Source organism: Streptomyces yerevanensis (genome assembly GCF_000716805.1).
GTDB lineage: Bacteria > Actinomycetota > Actinomycetes > Streptomycetales > Streptomycetaceae > Streptomyces > Streptomyces flaveus.
The window spans coordinates 55,745-71,639 of record NZ_JNWJ01000044.1 but is presented as its reverse complement, the minus strand read 5'-3'; the positions used below and the strand labels follow the sequence as shown (position 1 = coordinate 71,639).

Genomic DNA, 15,895 nt, shown 5'->3' with positions numbered 1-15,895 from the left:
CCGTCCCCCCTCCCGACCTCACCGCCACCCCCGCCCCCACGTGAGAGCAACGTTCCCGGGCGGTCACTCACAGGCACAGACCGGAAACGCGCCATCCCTACCTTCGGGACTCATCACCCCACGTACGGACCCCACGTACGACACCTGAGCACCGGAACCGTGGAGGCGTCATGACAGCCCCTAGTACAGCCCCCGCATCGAGCAGGGGAGGCCGCTGGATCGAGCACTGGGATCCGGAGGACGAGACCTTCTGGAAAGAGACCGGCGAGAAGGTCGCCCGGCGGAACCTGTTCTTCTCCGTGCTGTCGGAGCACATCGGGTTCTCGATCTGGACCCTGTGGTCGGTGATGGTGCTCTTCATGGGGCCGGAGTACGGGCTCACCCCCGCCGACAAGTTCTTCATCGTGTCGATGGCGACCCTGGTCGGCGCCATCGTGCGCGTCCCCTACACCTTCGCGGTCGCCCTCTTCGGCGGGCGGAACTGGACGATCGTCTCGGCGAGCATGCTGCTCATCCCGACGATCGCGGCGTTCATCGTGATGGAGCCGGGGACGTCGTTCGGAACGTTCCTGGTGTGCGCCATGCTCGCCGGCGTCGGCGGCGGCAACTTCGCCAGCTCCATGACCAACATCAACTCCTTCTTCCCGCTGCGTAAGAAGGGGTGGGCGCTCGGGCTGAACGCCGGTGGCGGCAACATCGGTGTGCCCGTGGTGCAGCTGGTCGGTCTCGCCGTCATCGGAGCGAGCGGCGGACCCCGCGTCCTGCTGGGGATCTACATCCCCTTCATCATCCTCGCCACCGTCCTCGGCGCCCTCTACATGGACAACATCTCGTCCGTGAAGAACGACACCGGCGCGGCCAAGGAAGCCGTCAAGGACGCGCACACCTGGATCATGTCCTTCCTCTACATCGGGACCTTCGGATCCTTCATCGGCTACAGCTTCGCGTTCGGGCTCGTCCTGCAGACGCAGTTCGGGCGTACGCCGCTGGAGTCCGCGTACGTCACCTTCATCGGCCCGCTGCTCGGCTCGCTGATCCGGCCCTTCGGCGGCTGGCTCGCGGACAAGTACGGCGGGGCGAAGATCACGCTGTGGAACTTTGTCGGCATGGCCGCCGCGACCACCGTGATCATCTCCGCCTCGATGTCGAAGTCGCTGGCCCTCTTCACCACCGCCTTCATCGCGTTGTTCGTCCTGACCGGGCTCGGCAACGGCTCGACGTACAAGATGATCCCCGGCATCTTCCAGGCCAAGGCCGTCGCCATGGGTCTCGAGGGTGAGGAAGCGGCTTCCTACGGGCGCCGGCTGTCCGGTGCCTCCATGGGGCTCATCGGAGCGGTGGGCGCGGTCGGCGGACTCGGTATCAACCTCGCCTTCCGGCAGTCTTTCCTGAGCGTGGGATCGGGTACCGGTGCCTTTGTGGCCTTCCTCGCCTTCTACGCGGTCTGCTTCGGAGTCACCTGGGCCGTATACCTTCGCCGCCCGGCGGCCGCCAAGGGCGAGGCCACCACAGCCTCCGAGGCAAAGACGCAGCTCAGCTACGCGGAGGTGTGACGTAACACCACCGACATCAAGCGGAACCGAGCCTGTCACGAGCCGTTGACAGGCTCGGTCGACCGCTGATGTACGGCGGGTGCACGACCGGGACAGACCGGTGCGGGATGAATCGACATCGGGACGAGAGCTGATGCACGAGGAACTGCAGCGACCAGACCGACACGAACACGGCCCCCTCGCGGGATTCACCGTCGGCGTGACGGCGGCCCGCCGTGCCGACGAACTCGGTGCCCTGCTCCAGCGGCGCGGTGCCGCCGTCCTGCACGCCCCGGCCCTGCGCATCGTGCCCCTCTCCGACGACAGCGAACTGCTCGCGGCGACCAAGCAGCTCATCGACCAGGCGCCGGACGTCGTGGTCGCCACCACCGCGATCGGGTTCAGGGGGTGGGTCGAGGCCGCCGACGGATGGGGGCTCGGCGAGGCCCTGCTCGACCGGCTGCGCGGTGTCGAACTGCTCGCCCGTGGCCCCAAGGTCAAGGGCGCGGTCCGGGCCCAGGGGCTCACCGAGGAGTGGTCTCCGTCCTCCGAGTCCATGGCCGAGGTGCTCGACCGGCTGCTGGAGGAAGGGGTCGAAGGGCGCCGGATCGCGATCCAGCTGCACGGTGAGCCGCTGCCCGGTTTCGTCGAGGCGCTGCGGGACTCGGGCGCGGAGGTCGTCGGCGTGCCCGTCTACCGGTGGATGCCGCCGGAGGACATCGCGCCCGTCGACCGGCTGCTCGACGCCACGGTCTGCCGCGGACTGGACGCGCTGACCTTCACCAGCGCGCCGGCCGCCGCCTCGCTGCTGGGCCGCGCCGAGGACCGCGGGCTGCTGCCCGAACTCCTCGCCGCCCTCAACCACGACGTACTGTCGGCCTGCGTCGGCCCGGTCACCGCGCTGCCGTTGCAGGCCCGGGGCATCGACACCATCCAGCCGGAGCGCTTCCGGCTCGGCCCCCTCGTACAGCTGCTGTGCCAGGAACTGCCTTCGCGGGCGCGGACGTTGCCCATCGCGGGCTATCGGGTGGAGATCCGCGGGCATGCGGTGCTGGTGGACGGCGCGCTGCGGCCCGTACCGCCCGCCGGAATGTCCCTGCTGCGCGCGCTGTCCCGGCGGCCGGGCTGGGTCGTGTCCCGCGCCGAACTGCTGCGGGCGCTGCCCGGCGCAGGGCGGGACGAGCACGCCGTCGAGACGGCGATGGCCCGGCTGCGTACGGCACTGGGGGCGCCGAAGCTGATCCAGACGGTGGTCAAGCGGGGGTACCGGCTCGCCCTCGACCCGGCGGCGGACTCGAAGTACGCGGACGTCTGACGCTGCCGCCAGGGCGGACACCGCCGCGTCGGGGTGCTCCCGGGGGTTCCGGCGGCGCGTGCGGGGAGGCACTGTAGGGGTACGGACCCTCACCGACCCCCTATGGCGGTAACCCCAAGGCGGTGACAGGAACATGGCACTGGGCACAGTCGCGGCCACGGTCTCGTACGAGCTGCGGTTCGACTCCGGGCGGATCTGTCTGGACCTGCTGGCGACCACGCATCCCGAGGAACGGTTCGACTCTCTCGAGCCGTTGCGGGCCTGGATCGACGGATCGGGGCTCGTTCCGGCGGGTACGTCGCTGGCGGCGGCCGACGCCTCCTGGCTGGTGGGCTTTCGCGAACTGCGCGGCCATATCGGACAGTTGGTGCGCGGGGAGCCCTCGCGGGAGTCCCGGCCCTTCGGCATCGCGCTGGCCCGCGTCAATGAGCTGGCGCGGGCCGCGGCGCCGCCGGCTCCGCGCGCGGTCTGGGACGACGCGGGTTCTCTCGTACGGGCCCTCGACGGCGCCCCCTCGTGTGCCGCGCTCCTCGCGGCCGTGGCCCGCGATGCCGTGGAGCTGCTGACCGATCCCGTCGCCCGGGCGGGCATCCGGCAGTGCGAGGGGGACAACTGCCCCATCGTGTACCTCGATACGTCCCGGGGGCGCAGGCGCCGGTGGTGCTCCAGTGAGACGTGCGGGAACCGGGAGAGGGTTGCCCGGCATCGGCGGCGGGCGGCACTTGCGCGGGCGTGAGGTTTTCTTCCCCAGCCCCGCCCCTTCCCGGCTGTATCAATTTGCGGCTCCGCCGCGTGAGAGGGCCGCGCCCCCAGGCCCCCCCGCCAGGGGGTGGGGGTGACATGTCGTGCCGCGGCTGCGGGTGCGTCGTGGCTTGTCGCGCCCACGCGGCGGAGCCGCAAATCGATACAGCCCCGCGCCCCTGACGGGGGCGCTGTCCTGTACGTCGCTTTTGTGCTTGCTGATTTCTAGTGACATTGGCAACAACGCGTTTCCTCCTGTCATTGCCGGGGCAACAGCGTGATCTTGCCAATGTGGCGGAAATGTAAAGCCCGAGTGGCGGGAATGTGCTGCCTTGTCCGACTGGTCCCCGGCGGCCGAAGAAACACACGTCACACTTTGAACAGCCCACCGTCCGTATGCGTACCCGGTGTTGAGCGACCGACTCGGGGGAACCCCCGGACACCGGAGGTAGGCGTGCGCAAGGATTCCGCCGTGGCCGATGAACGACTGCCGAGGGCCCGACATCGCATGTCCCAGCCCTCGGAGCCCGACGAGGAGCTGATGCGTGCGCTCTACAGGGAACACGCGGGGCCCCTGCTCGCCTATGTGCTGCGGCTGGTCGCGGGGGACCGGCAGCGCGCGGAGGATGTTGTCCAGGAGACACTCATCCGTGCCTGGAAGAACGCCGGTCAGCTCAACCGAGCTACCGGTTCGGTACGACCCTGGCTGGTGACGGTTGCCCGGCGCATCGTCATCGACGGCCACCGCAGCCGGCAGGCCCGGCCGCAGGAGGTGGACCCGTCGCCGCTGGAGGTCATCCCCGCGGAGGACGAGATCGACAAGGCGTTGTGGCTGATGACACTGTCGGACGCGCTGGACGACCTGACCCCTGCTCACCGGGAGGTCCTGGTCGAGACCTACTTCAAGGGTCGTACCGTCAATGAGGCGGCTGAGACGCTGGGCATACCCAGTGGCACCGTGCGCTCACGGGTGTTCTATGCCCTGCGTTCGATGAAGCTGGCGCTGGAAGAGCGTGGGGTGACGGCATGAGTACATACGGGGGATACGGAACGGGTACTCCTGGACCTATGCAAACTTCGCAGGGTCAGGGTGATGTGCACGAGACCGTGGGCGCGTACGCCCTCGGCATCCTCGACGACGCCGAGGCCACCGCCTTCGAGGCGCACCTCGCGACCTGCGACTGGTGCGCGCAGCAACTGGACGAACTCGCGGGCATGGAGCCGATGCTGGCCGCCCTCGCGGATCTGCCGGGTTCCCAGGGAACGCCTGCCATCGGTGAATCGCTGTCCGCCAAGCCGAGCCCACGCCTGGTCAACCGGCTGGTCGACGAGGTCGCGGAGCGCCGTGCCCAGAAGCGGCGGCGCGGTATGTACATGGTCGCGGCGGCAGCGGCGCTGATCATCGGCGGCCCGGTCACCGCGATCGGGGTCACCGGCGACGGCGACAGCAACAACAACGTGACGGCGGCCCCGCACTCCACGAGCCCCGCCGAGGACGCGTTCTTCAACGTCATGAAGGACAAGGTCTCCGCCACCGACCCGACCACCAAGGTCAGCGCCACGGTCGGCGTGGAGCCCAAGGCCTGGGGCACCCACGCGGTCCTGGAGCTCAAGAACCTCAAGGGCCCGGAGAAGTGCTCCCTCGTCGCCGTCGGCAAGAACGGCGACCGCGAGACGGTGAGTTCCTGGTCCGTGCCCAAGTGGGGTTACGGCATCGCGGACAGCACCAACGAGAAGGCGAAGAACCCGCTGTACGTCCACGGCGGCGCGGCCATGACGCCGAACGAGATCGACCACTTCGAGGTCGTGACGTTCGAGGGCACGCGTCTCGTGCAGGTCGACGCCTGACGGAACTGAGCGAACCACGAGCGGACACATAGCTTCCAGGGCCCCCTTCGCGTACGGTTGACGGCTGCCATGCACGTCAGAAGGGGGCCCGGTGGCCGCTCAGGTTCAACAGGAAGCCGCGCTGCGCTCGGTCGACCCGTCAGCTCACGATTCCGTACGGGATCGTGAGATCGGTGTCGAGCAGGAACACCTGGACCGGGTCTACCGGCGCCTCGAGGAGAAGATCCACGAGGCGGAGTTCCTGATGAACGACGCGGCCAAACGAGGTCAGGTCGGCACGCCGGGCGCGCTGGCCGAGCGTGACGCGCAGGTGTTCCGGGCGGGGGTCCACCTCAACCGCCTGAACAACGAGTTCGAGGACTTCCTCTTCGGACGGATCGACCTGCTGGCCGGCAAGGACGGCAAGAAGGGCCCGGACGGCGCGTACACGGCGGTCGAGCCCGCCGAGGGCGCCATACGGGCCGACAACACCGCCGACATCGCCGAAACGCTGCACATCGGCCGGATCGGTGTCCTCGACGCGGACTACTCCCCGCTGGTCATCGACTGGCGGGCGCCGGCCGCCGCGCCCTTCTACCGCTCGACACCGGTCGATCCGGGGCGGGTCGTACGCCGCCGGGTCATCCGCTCCAAGGGCCGTCGCGTACTCGGCGTCGAGGACGACCTGATGCGGCCCGAGCTGACCGCCTTCCTCGACGGGCACGAGCTGCCCGTCGTGGGCGACGGCGCGCTGATGGCCGCGCTCGGCCAGGCCCGCAGCCACACCATGCGGGACATCGTCGCCTCCATCCAGGCCGAGCAGGACCTGGTCATCCGGGCGCCCGCCGCGTCGGTGACGTACGTGGAGGGCGGCCCCGGCACCGGCAAGACCGCCGTCGCGCTGCACCGGGCCGCGTACCTCCTCTACCAGGACCGCCGCCGGTACGCGGGCGGCATCCTGATCGTCTCGCCCACGCCGCTGCTCGTCGCGTACACCGAAGGCGTCCTGCCGTCCCTCGGCGAGGAGGGGCAGGTCGCCATCCGCGCGGTCGGCTCCCTCGTCGACGGCGCGGAGGCCACGCTGTACGACTCACCGGCGGTGGCCCGCGCCAAGGGCTCGTACCGGATGCTGAAGGTGCTGCGGAAGGCGGCGCGGGGGGCGTTGGAGATGCCGGGAGCGCCGACTTCTGCTCCGGCCGCCACGGGGCAGCTCGCCTTCGGTGACGACTTCGGCGACGAGGACGATGCGCAGACCCCCGTCGCCCCCGCCTCCACCCCCACCCGCCTCCGCGTCGTCGCCTTCGGCCGCCGCCTCGAGCTGGAGGCCCCGGAACTCGACCGCATCCGGCACACCGCCCTGTCCGGCACCGCGCCCGTGAACCTGCTGCGCCCCCGCGCCCGCAGGCTGCTGCTCGACGCCCTGTGGGCGAAGTCCGGCGCCGGATCCCGGCACACCGACCCGGAGCTGGCCGCCGAGCTGCGGTCGTCGTTCGACGAGGACATCAGCTCCGAGGACGACTTCATCGCGTTCCTGGACGCCTGGTGGCCCGAGCTCACCCCGCGCGCCGTACTGGCCGCGATGGCCGACGAGAGGCGGCTCGGACGCTGGGCCCGGCGGATCCTCAACCCCGGCGAGGTGCGCCGCGTCGCCCGCTCCCTGGGGCGTGACGGCCTCTCCGTGCACGACGTGGCGATGCTCGACGAACTCCAGGCGATCCTCGGCACACCGGCCCGCCCCCGCAAGAGGCGCGAGGCGGACCCGCTCGACCAGCTCACGGGCCTGGAGGAGCTGATGCCGGTCCGCGAGGAGTCACAGCGCGAGCGCGCCGAACGGCTGGCCCAGGAACGTACCGAGTACGCACACGTCATCGTCGACGAGGCACAGGACCTCACCCCCATGCAGTGGCGCATGGTCGGCCGCCGTGGCCGGCACGCCACCTGGACGGTCGTGGGCGACCCCGCCCAGTCCTCGTGGTCGGACCCGGACGAGGCCGCCGAGGCCCGCGACGAGGCCCTCGGCACCCGCCCACGCCGCCGCTTCACGCTCACCGTGAACTACCGCAACCCGGCCGAGATCGCCGAACTGGCCGCACGCGTACTGGCGCTGGCCATGCCCGGCTCGACGTCCCCGTCCGCGGTTCGCTCGACGGGTGTGGAGCCGCGCTTCTCGGTCGTACGGGGCGGACTCGCGAAGACCGTCCGTGAGGAGGCCGCACGGCTGCTCGACCGGGTCGACGGCACGGTGGGCGTCGTGGTCGCCATGAACCGGCGGGCGGAAGCCGCACGGTGGCTGGCCGGCCTGGGGGAGCGTGTGGTCGCCCTCGGAAGCCTGGAGGCCAAGGGACTGGAGTACGACGCCACGGTCGTCGTCTCGCCCGCGGAGATCGCCGACGAGTCGCCGGCCGGACTGCGCGTGCTGTACGTCGCCCTGACCCGGGCCACCCAGCAGCTCACCGTCGTCTCCCAGGACCGCGACGAGCCCGACGCGGACGGAGTGCCCGACCTCTTGCGCGACTGACGGGACTGACGGGATTGACCGCGTGGTCATCCCTGCGACCCGGCGTGTCCCGGCAATGAACTCCCGAGACGGGAATTGCCTTGAGGGGATCCTTTGTTACCTTGGATGAGGCACCGACCCGATCCAAGCCCCCGGGCCCAACCTTCGTCGCTTCGAGCGACCACTTGCCGCGAGGCGAGCATGGCGGGTCGGTGCCGTTGAATGTGAAGGGGCCCCTGTCACCTGGTGACAGGGGCCCCTTTTCTCTGTCCCAAGTGCGCCGGATTCTCCCTGGCACCCCGTGCCACCTGCGCGAACAAAACGTTCGCAATCAAGGGTGGCTACCGCGTACTCCGCGGTAGGTGCGACGATCGGACGGCATACGCGACACACAGCGGCACACGGTGAAAGCAGAGGAAGTCGGCCATGGCAACGGCGCCCAGCGTCTCCTACTCGATGACGGTCCGGCTGGAGGTGCCCGCGAGCGGAACCGCGGTCTCCCAGCTCACCGGGGCCGTCGAGTCCCACGGAGGCTCGGTGACCGGCCTCGACGTCACGGCGTCCGGCCACGAGAAGCTCCGTATCGACGTCACCATCGCGGCCACGTCGACGTCGCACGCCGACGAGATCGTCGAGCAGCTGCGCACCATCGAGGGCGTCACGCTCGGCAAGGTCTCCGACCGTACGTTCCTGATGCACCTCGGCGGCAAGATCGAGATGCAGTCCAAGCACCCGATCCGCAACCGTGACGACCTCTCGATGATCTACACGCCGGGTGTGGCCCGCGTCTGCATGGCGATCGCCGAGAACCCCGAGGACGCCCGCCGCCTGACCATCAAGCGCAACTCGGTCGCGGTCGTGACGGACGGGTCCGCGGTGCTCGGCCTCGGGAACATCGGGCCCAAGGCGGCCCTGCCCGTCATGGAGGGCAAGGCGGCCCTCTTCAAACGCTTCGCCGGCATCGACGCCTGGCCGCTGTGCCTGGACACTCAGGACACGGACGCGATCGTCGAGATCGTCAAGGCCATCGCACCGGGCTTCGCGGGCATCAACCTCGAGGACATCTCCGCGCCCCGCTGCTTCGAGATCGAGGCGCGCCTGCGCGAGGCCCTCGACATCCCCGTCTTCCACGACGACCAGCACGGCACCGCCATCGTCGTACTCGCCGCCCTGACGAACGCGCTGCGCGTCGCGGGCAAGGCGATCGGCGACATCCGCGTCGTCATGTCCGGGGCGGGCGCGGCCGGTACGGCCATCCTCAAGCTGCTGATCGCGGCGGGCGTCAAGCACGCCGTCGTCGCCGACATCCACGGTGTCGTGCACGCCGGTCGCGAGGACCTGGTGTCGGCCGCTGCGGATTCGCCACTGCGATGGATCGCCGACAACACCAACCCCGAGGGTGCCACGGGCACGCTGAAGGACGCCGTGCGCGGCTCCGACGTGTTCATCGGCGTCTCGGCGCCCAACGTGCTGGACGGCGACGACGTGGCGGCGATGGCCGATGGTGCGATCGTCTTCGCTCTCGCGAATCCCGATCCCGAGGTCGACCCGGCGATCGCCCGCCAGACGGCGGCGGTCGTGGCCACGGGCCGCTCCGACTTCCCGAACCAGATCAACAACGTACTGGTCTTTCCGGGCGTCTTCCGCGGCCTCCTGGATGCCCAGTCCCGCACGGTCAACACGGAGATGATGCTGGCCGCCGCGACCGCCCTCGCGGACGTGGTGACCGAGGACGAGCTGAACCCGAACTACATCATCCCGAGCGTCTTCAACGACAAGGTCGCGGGCGCGGTCGCGGGGGCGGTGCGCAACGCTGCGAAGGCGGCGGGCGTGGTGGCCACGGGCGGTACGGCGCCCTGAACGCCGGGCCCAGGCTGACTGCCGGACCGTCGCGTCGTAGCCTGTGATGGTCGCCACGACGGCCCGGATACGGCGCGTCGTGGGACACGGTGTCCCTGGCCGCACCTAGGGTGGCGGCCAGGCTCAGGCCTTGCAGGCCCTGCGATCCGCTGCCGGGAGCGGACGGAGCGTCACCTTTTCCAGGCTGTGGCGCTTTTCGTGTGACTCCCAGGGGTGCCGGATTGGCTTTCCCGCCGCGGGTGGGGGCAGGATGCGTCTCTGGGCGCGAGGGTCTGGCTTTGGACCCGGGTCCGGGGACCGACCGAGGACCCTGGCAGCATCGGCTCCGCTGGTGCTCATCATGCGGCTCCGCCGCGTGGCACGCCTCAACGGCAAGAAGAACACGGGAGTAACAACATGAACCGCAGTGAGCTGGTGGCCGCGCTGGCCGACCGCGCCGAGGTGACTCGCAAGGACGCCGACGCCGTTCTGGCCGCGTTCGCCGAGACCGTCGGCGAAGTCGTCGCGAAGGGCGACGAGAAGGTCACCATCCCCGGCTTCCTGACCTTCGAGCGCACCCACCGTGCCGCTCGCACCGCGCGCAACCCGCAGACCGGCGACCCGATCGACATCCCGGCCGGCTACAGCGTGAAGGTCTCCGCGGGCAGCAAGCTCAAGGAAGCCGCCAAGGGCAAGTGACCTTGCCGTCCACACCTCCCCGGATGGTGTACGGCAGGTAGGTAACGCGATGGGGCGGCACCCGGACTCGGGTGCCGCCCCATCGCTGTTGCGCTTACCAATGGCCTAGCGCCGGCCGGGCTGTTCTGGCTAGCCGAGCGCCTTGCCCGGCAGTTCGACTTTCGCGCCCAGATCTCCGAGCTTCTCCATGCTGTGTCTATCCGGGGGATAACCCCCGGACCCCCAGCCGGGACCGGTGGTGTCCCGAGCCGGAGGCGGTGAGGCTGCCGTTAGCCGAGCGCTTTGCCCGGCAGTTCGACTTTCGCGCCCAGATCTCCGAGCTTCTCCATGAAGTTCTCGTAGCCGCGGTTGATCAGGTCGATGCCGTGCACCCGTGAGGTGCCCTGGGCCGCGAGCGCCGCGATGAGGTACGAGAAGCCGCCGCGGAGGTCGGGGATGACCAGGTCGGCGCCCTGGAGCTTGGTCGGGCCCGAGACGACCGCGGAGTGCAGGAAGTTGCGCTGGCCGAAGCGGCAGTTGGAGCCGCCGAGGCACTCGCGGTAGAGCTGGATGTGCGCGCCCATCTGGTTCAGGGCGGAGGTGAAGCCGAGGCGGGACTCGTACACCGTCTCGTGGATGATCGACAGGCCCGTCGCCTGCGTCAGGGCGACGACGAGCGGCTGCTGCCAGTCGGTCTGGAAGCCGGGGTGCACATCCGTCTCCAGCGCGATGGACTTCAGCTGGCCGCCGGGGTGCCAGAAGCGGATGCCCTCGTCGTCGATCTCGAAGGCGCCGCCCACCTTCCGGTAGGTGTTCAGGAACGTCATCATCGAGCGCTGCTGGGCGCCGCGGACGTAGATGTTGCCTTCGGTCGCCAGGGCCGCGGAAGCCCACGAGGCGGCCTCCAGGCGGTCCGGGAGGGCCGCGTGGGTGTAGCCGCCGAGGCTGTCGACGCCGGTGATGCGGATGGTGCGGTCGGTGTCCATGGCGATGATCGCGCCCATCTTCTGCAGTACGCAGATGAGGTCCTCGATCTCCGGCTCGACGGCCGCGTTGGACAGCTCGGTGGTGCCCTCCGCCAGGACGGCGGTCAACAGCACCTGCTCGGTCGCGCCCACGGACGGGTACGGCAGCGTGATCTTCGTGCCGCGCAGCCGCTGCGGAGCCTCCAGGTACTGGCCGTCCACCCGCTTCTCGATCGTCGCGCCGAACTGCCGCAGTACCTCGAAGTGGAAGTCGATCGGCCGGCCGCCGATGTCACAGCCGCCCAGGCCCGGGATGAACGCGTGGCCGAGCCGGTGCAGCAGCGGGCCGCAGAACAGGATCGGGATGCGCGACGAACCCGCGTGCGCGTCGATGTCCGCGACGTTCGCGCTCTCCACGTGCGAGGGGTCCAGGACCAGCTCGCCCGGTTCCTCTCCCGGCCGGACCGTCACTCCGTGCAGCTGCAGCAGCCCGCGTACGACCCTCACGTCGCGGATGTCGGGCACGTTGCGCAGCCGACTCGGAGCGCTGCCGAGCAGGGCGGCGACCATGGCCTTCGGTACGAGGTTCTTCGCACCACGGACACGGATCTCACCCTCCAGCGGGGTTCCGCCGTGGACAAGCAGGACATCGTCTGAACCGTTGACGGTCATGTATCTCGCGTTCCGATGAAGTTGGACAGGGGCAGGTAGCGCTGGGTCGGCGCAGAACCGGAGAAGCAAGCGTAATGGCCGCCTACCCCGGTACCGGTAGCCCAAGTACGGCTCGGCCCGTCATAGGTTTGCCACAACACGAACGGTTCTTCGGTGGGTACGCGGGGTCACTGGCCGTGGCGTGCGCTCCACCTGCATCTGTACGCCCTGAGCTGCATTCACTCCTGCATTGGCAATGCCTCCCCACCCAAGAGGAAGATGCGAGATCATGTCAGGCATGACCGAGGTGTCCTCGCTCACAGGGCGGCTGCTCGTGGCCACTCCCGCCCTGGCGGACCCGAACTTCGACCGCGCTGTGGTGCTGCTCCTCGACCACGACGAGGAGGGCTCCTTGGGCGTCGTCCTCAACCGCCCCACACCGGTGGACGTCGGCGACATCCTTTCGGGCTGGGCCGATCTCGCCGGAGAGCCCGGCGTCGTCTTCCAGGGCGGCCCCGTCTCGCTCGACTCGGCGCTCGGCGTCGCGGTCATCCCCGGCGGCTCCTTGGGGGAGAGCGCGCCGCTCGGCTGGCGCCGGGTGCACGGCGCGATCGGGCTCGTGGACCTGGAGGCCCCGCCGGAACTGCTCGCCTCGGCCGTCGGCAGTCTGCGGATCTTCGCCGGGTACGCCGGCTGGGGCCCGGGTCAGCTGGAGGACGAACTGGTCGAGGGTGCCTGGTACGTCGTCGAGTCCGAACCCGGCGACGTCTCCTCCCCGTCCCCGGAACGGTTGTGGCGCGAGGTGCTCCGCCGGCAGCGCAACGAGCTGGCGATGGTGGCGACGTACCCGGATGACCCTTCGCTCAACTGATGCCTGTGAGCTTCAGTACCCTTGCAGTCATGAGCACTCTTGAGCCTGAGACCCAGCCTCAGCGCGGGACTGGTACGGGGACCCTGGTCGAGCCGGCGCCGCAGACCTCGCACGGTGACGGTGACCACGAGCGCTTCGCCCATTACGTCCAGAAGGACAAGATCATGGCGAGCGCGCTGGACGGCACGCCTGTTGTCGCGCTCTGCGGCAAGGTGTGGGTCCCGGGACGGGACCCGAAGAAGTATCCCGTGTGTCCCATGTGCAAGGAGATCTACGAGTCCATGGGCTCCGGCGGAGACCAGGGCAAGGACGGCGACAAGTAACGCCCGCTTTCCTTCGGCGGCGGTTCGTCGCGTAGTCCGGCATGCCTGATGAGGCCGCGGCACCCGAGTGCGGGTGCTGCGGCCTTGTTGTGTCCAGGGCCGTTGCACAGGGCGCTTTCGGCGGTCACAGAGTGGTAGAGACCTTTGGGCTGGTCTTGTTTGCATGTCCATGAACTCCTAGCCTCCGTTGTGTTGTGCAGAGTGAAACAAGCATTGCGCATGTTGCAACACTCGCCCTTTCGGAGGATGCCCGATGAAGTTTCCCGTCAGACTCCCGGCCAGATTCCCTGCCCGCCGTTCCGCCCGAACAGCCGCCCCCATAGCCGCACTTGTGGTCGCCGCCCTCACCGCGACCGCCTGTGCCCCCCAGACCTCCGACAACTCCGGCGGTACGGACGAGAAGAGCGGGACGCTGCGCGTGTGGCTCTTCCAGGAGGTCGCCAACGAGCCGAAGGAGAAGGTGGTCGAGGCCACCGTGGCCGCCTTCGAGAAGGCCCACGAGGGCACGAAGGTCGAGGTCGAGTACATCCCCGTCGAGACCCGCGCCCAGAAGATCAAGGCCGCCTTCAACGACCCCAAGAGCGCGCCGGACCTCATGGAGTACGGCAACACCGACACCGCCGGGTACGTCAAGGACGGTGGACTCGCCGATGTGACCCAGGAGTTCACGGACTGGAACGAGGCCAAGGACACCGACCCGACGGCCAGGCAGTCCGTGACGGTCGACGGGAAGATCTACGGCGCCCCGTTCTTCGTGGGCGTCCGCGCGCTGTACTACCGCACCGACGTCTTCAAGGAGCTGGACCTCGAAGTCCCGAAGACGCAGAGCGAGTTGATCTCCACCGCCAAGGAGATCCGGCAGGCGAAGCCCGAGCTGTACGGGCTCGCGGTCGGCGGTGCGTTCACATACGGCGCGATGCCGTTCGTCTGGTCCAACGGCGGCGAGATCGCCGAGGGCAAGGGCGGTTCGTACGCGGCGACGATCGACAGCGCGGCGGCCCAGAAGGGCATCAAGGCGTACACCTCGCTGTTCGGCGACGACAACTGCCCGGCCGCCAAGTGCGCGAGCATGGGCGGCAACGACACGATCACGGCCTTCGCCTCCAGCAAGGCGGGCATGGCGATCGGCGGTGACTTCAACCACCAGGCGGTCGAGGCCGGGAGCGTCAAGGGCAAGTACGCGGTCGTACCGCTGCCGGGTCTGAAGGCGGGCTCGACAGCCCCTGCCTTCGCGGGCGGCAACAACATCGGCGTACTGAAGAGCACTTCGCACCGTACGCTCGCCGTCGACCTGATGAAGCAGCTCGCGTCGAAGAAGACGCAGGGTGAGCTCTTCGACGCGATGGGCTTCCTGCCGACGTACTCGGACGTGCGCGCGGACGTCGCGAAGAAGGAGCCGTTCGTCGAGCCCTTCGTGCAGACGCTCGGCGCGGGCACCAAGTTCGTGCCCGCCTCGCCGGCCTGGGCCGAGATCGACGCCTCGCTCGTGCTGCCGACGATGTTCCAGGAGATCGTCAGCGGCAAGAAGGACGTGGCCGCGGCTTCGAAGGACGCGGCGGCGAAGATGAACGCCGCGTTCAGCTCCGTGGGGTGAAGCGGATGACCGAGGGTGCGCCCCCGCAGCGGCGCGGTGGCACGGTGGTGACCCGTAAGTCTCCGGTCGGCGGTGGTCCTGCCGCCGGTTCGCCGGGCGGGGCGACGGCCTCGCCCGGCCCGGCGCGTGGGGGCGACCGGGTGCGCGGGGCCGGAGTTGCGGGCCGGAAGTCGCGACCTGGGGGCGGGGGTTGGGCGCCTTGGCTCTATCTCGCCCCCGCCCTTGTCGTCATCGGTGGGCTGCTCGTCTATCCCGTCTACCAGCTCGGGCTGATCTCCTTCCTGGAGTACACGCAGGCCCAGGTCAGCGGCGGGGAGCCGACGACCTTCCAGGGCTTCGGGAACTATGCGACGCTCTTCGGGGACGACCAGTTCTGGCAGGTGCTGCTCGCCACCGTGGTGTTCGCGGCGGCGTGCGTGGTGTCGACGCTCGCGGTCGGCTGCGCGCTCGCCGTGCTGCTGACGCGCGTACGGGCGCTGCCGCGGCTCGCCCTGATGCTGGCCGCGCTGGGCGCGTGGGCCACGCCCGCGATCACCGGGTCCACGGTGTGGCTGTTGCTGTTCGACCCCGACTTCGGACCGGTCAACCGGATGCTGGGGCTCGGCGACCACTCGTGGACGTACGGCCGTTACAGCGCCTTCGCCCTCGTACTGCTCGAAGTCGTCTGGTGCTCCTTCCCGTTCGTGATGGTCACGGTGTACGCGGGCATCCGCGCCGTCCCCGGTGAGGTGCTGGAGGCGGCGGCCCTGGACGGCGCCTCGCAGTGGCGTATCTGGCGCTCCGTGCTCGCGCCGATGCTCCGGCCGATCCTCGTGGTCGTCACCATCCAGTCGGTCATCTGGGACTTCAAGGTCTTCACCCAGATCTACGTCATGACGAACGGCGGAGGTATCGCCGGTCAGAACCTCGTGCTGAACGTGTACGCGTACCAGAAGGCGTTCGCGTCCTCGCAGTACAGCCTCGGCTCGGCGATCGGAGTGGTGATGCTGCTGATTCTGCTGGCGGTCACGCTGGTGTACCTGCGGCTGCTGCGCAGGCAGGGGGAGGAGCTGTGAGTGCGTT

At 69.4% G+C, this 15,895-nt stretch carries 13 protein-coding genes; 12 read left to right on the top strand and 1 reads right to left on the bottom strand.

The annotated features are described in order from the left end of the window. Positions 1 to 170: 170 nt before the first annotated feature. From OP79_RS34970 to OP79_RS34935, 8 genes are all read left to right on the top strand, one after another. A complete protein-coding gene (locus OP79_RS34970) occupies positions 171 to 1,553 on the top strand; it encodes a nitrate/nitrite transporter (RefSeq protein ID WP_033325936.1) in 1,383 nt (460 codons plus the stop codon). 133 nt (positions 1,554 to 1,686) lie between these two features. After that, positions 1,687 to 2,847: a uroporphyrinogen-III synthase gene (locus OP79_RS34965; protein ID WP_033325935.1), complete on the top strand. Its 1,161-nt coding sequence runs from the start codon at positions 1,687 to 1,689 to the stop codon at positions 2,845 to 2,847. A gap of 133 nt (positions 2,848 to 2,980) precedes the next feature. Next, positions 2,981 to 3,583, top strand: a complete 603-nt coding sequence (locus OP79_RS34960) for a CGNR zinc finger domain-containing protein (RefSeq protein ID WP_033325934.1) — start codon at positions 2,981 to 2,983, stop codon at positions 3,581 to 3,583. A 513-nt stretch (positions 3,584 to 4,096) separates the two neighbouring features. Next, on the top strand, positions 4,097 to 4,618 hold the full coding sequence (locus OP79_RS34955; RefSeq protein WP_010039908.1) for a sigma-70 family RNA polymerase sigma factor: 522 nt from the start codon (positions 4,097 to 4,099) through the stop codon (positions 4,616 to 4,618). Continuing rightward, the gene (locus OP79_RS34950; RefSeq protein ID WP_078492193.1) at positions 4,615 to 5,436 is read left to right on the top strand and encodes an anti-sigma factor family protein; all 822 of its coding nucleotides are present in this window, start codon (positions 4,615 to 4,617) and stop codon (positions 5,434 to 5,436) included. The genes OP79_RS34955 and OP79_RS34950 overlap by 4 nt, the downstream gene beginning before the upstream one ends. A gap of 91 nt (positions 5,437 to 5,527) precedes the next feature. Continuing rightward, the gene (locus OP79_RS34945) at positions 5,528 to 7,933 is read left to right on the top strand and encodes a HelD family protein (RefSeq protein WP_033325931.1); all 2,406 of its coding nucleotides are present in this window, start codon (positions 5,528 to 5,530) and stop codon (positions 7,931 to 7,933) included. Positions 7,934 to 8,338: 405 nt separating this feature from the next. After that, a complete protein-coding gene (locus tag OP79_RS34940; RefSeq protein ID WP_033325930.1) occupies positions 8,339 to 9,772 on the top strand; it encodes an NAD-dependent malic enzyme in 1,434 nt (477 codons plus the stop codon). Positions 9,773 to 10,168: 396 nt separating this feature from the next. Further along, the gene (locus OP79_RS34935; protein ID WP_033325929.1) at positions 10,169 to 10,450 is read left to right on the top strand and encodes an HU family DNA-binding protein; all 282 of its coding nucleotides are present in this window, start codon (positions 10,169 to 10,171) and stop codon (positions 10,448 to 10,450) included. Between the two features lie 269 nt (positions 10,451 to 10,719). Here OP79_RS34935 and murA read toward each other — a convergent pair whose 3' ends face one another. Further along, a complete protein-coding gene (gene murA / locus OP79_RS34930; RefSeq protein ID WP_033325928.1) occupies positions 10,720 to 12,066 on the bottom strand; it encodes a UDP-N-acetylglucosamine 1-carboxyvinyltransferase in 1,347 nt (448 codons plus the stop codon). 277 nt (positions 12,067 to 12,343) lie between these two features. Between murA and OP79_RS34925 the strand changes: the two genes are divergently transcribed. The 4 genes from OP79_RS34925 (at position 12,344) to OP79_RS34910 (ending at position 15,888) form a co-directional block, all read left to right on the top strand. Beyond that, positions 12,344 to 12,916: a YqgE/AlgH family protein gene (locus OP79_RS34925; protein WP_033325950.1), complete on the top strand. Its 573-nt coding sequence runs from the start codon at positions 12,344 to 12,346 to the stop codon at positions 12,914 to 12,916. 29 nt (positions 12,917 to 12,945) lie between these two features. Then, positions 12,946 to 13,239: a DUF3039 domain-containing protein gene (locus OP79_RS34920; protein WP_033325927.1), complete on the top strand. Its 294-nt coding sequence runs from the start codon at positions 12,946 to 12,948 to the stop codon at positions 13,237 to 13,239. A 253-nt stretch (positions 13,240 to 13,492) separates the two neighbouring features. Next, positions 13,493 to 14,833, top strand: coding sequence for an extracellular solute-binding protein (locus tag OP79_RS34915; protein WP_051745150.1), 1,341 nt, complete (start codon positions 13,493 to 13,495; stop codon positions 14,831 to 14,833). 5 nt (positions 14,834 to 14,838) lie between these two features. Beyond that, complete coding sequence (locus tag OP79_RS34910; protein ID WP_106972556.1) at positions 14,839 to 15,888, top strand: carbohydrate ABC transporter permease; 1,050 nt, start codon at positions 14,839 to 14,841, stop codon at positions 15,886 to 15,888. The last annotated feature ends 7 nt before the right edge of the window (positions 15,889 to 15,895 follow it).

What these genes read in the sequence shown, in the direction of transcription:
- OP79_RS34970 (WP_033325936.1), top strand. Translation starts at nt 171, where the DNA reads ATGACAGCCCCTAGTACAGCCCCCGCATCGAGCAGGGGAGGCCGCTGG.
- OP79_RS34965 (WP_033325935.1), top strand. Translation starts at nt 1,687, where the DNA reads ATGCACGAGGAACTGCAGCGACCAGACCGACACGAACACGGCCCCCTC.
- OP79_RS34960 (WP_033325934.1), top strand. Translation starts at nt 2,981, where the DNA reads ATGGCACTGGGCACAGTCGCGGCCACGGTCTCGTACGAGCTGCGGTTC.
- OP79_RS34955 (WP_010039908.1), top strand. Translation starts at nt 4,097, where the DNA reads ATGTCCCAGCCCTCGGAGCCCGACGAGGAGCTGATGCGTGCGCTCTAC.
- OP79_RS34950 (WP_078492193.1), top strand. Translation starts at nt 4,615, where the DNA reads ATGAGTACATACGGGGGATACGGAACGGGTACTCCTGGACCTATGCAA.
- OP79_RS34940 (WP_033325930.1), top strand. Translation starts at nt 8,339, where the DNA reads ATGGCAACGGCGCCCAGCGTCTCCTACTCGATGACGGTCCGGCTGGAG.
- OP79_RS34935 (WP_033325929.1), top strand. Translation starts at nt 10,169, where the DNA reads ATGAACCGCAGTGAGCTGGTGGCCGCGCTGGCCGACCGCGCCGAGGTG.
- murA (WP_033325928.1), bottom strand. Translation starts at nt 12,066, where the DNA reads ATGACCGTCAACGGTTCAGACGATGTCCTGCTTGTCCACGGCGGAACC.
- OP79_RS34925 (WP_033325950.1), top strand. Translation starts at nt 12,344, where the DNA reads ATGACCGAGGTGTCCTCGCTCACAGGGCGGCTGCTCGTGGCCACTCCC.
- OP79_RS34920 (WP_033325927.1), top strand. Translation starts at nt 12,946, where the DNA reads ATGAGCACTCTTGAGCCTGAGACCCAGCCTCAGCGCGGGACTGGTACG.
- OP79_RS34915 (WP_051745150.1), top strand. Translation starts at nt 13,493, where the DNA reads ATGAAGTTTCCCGTCAGACTCCCGGCCAGATTCCCTGCCCGCCGTTCC.
- OP79_RS34910 (WP_106972556.1), top strand. Translation starts at nt 14,839, where the DNA reads ATGACCGAGGGTGCGCCCCCGCAGCGGCGCGGTGGCACGGTGGTGACC.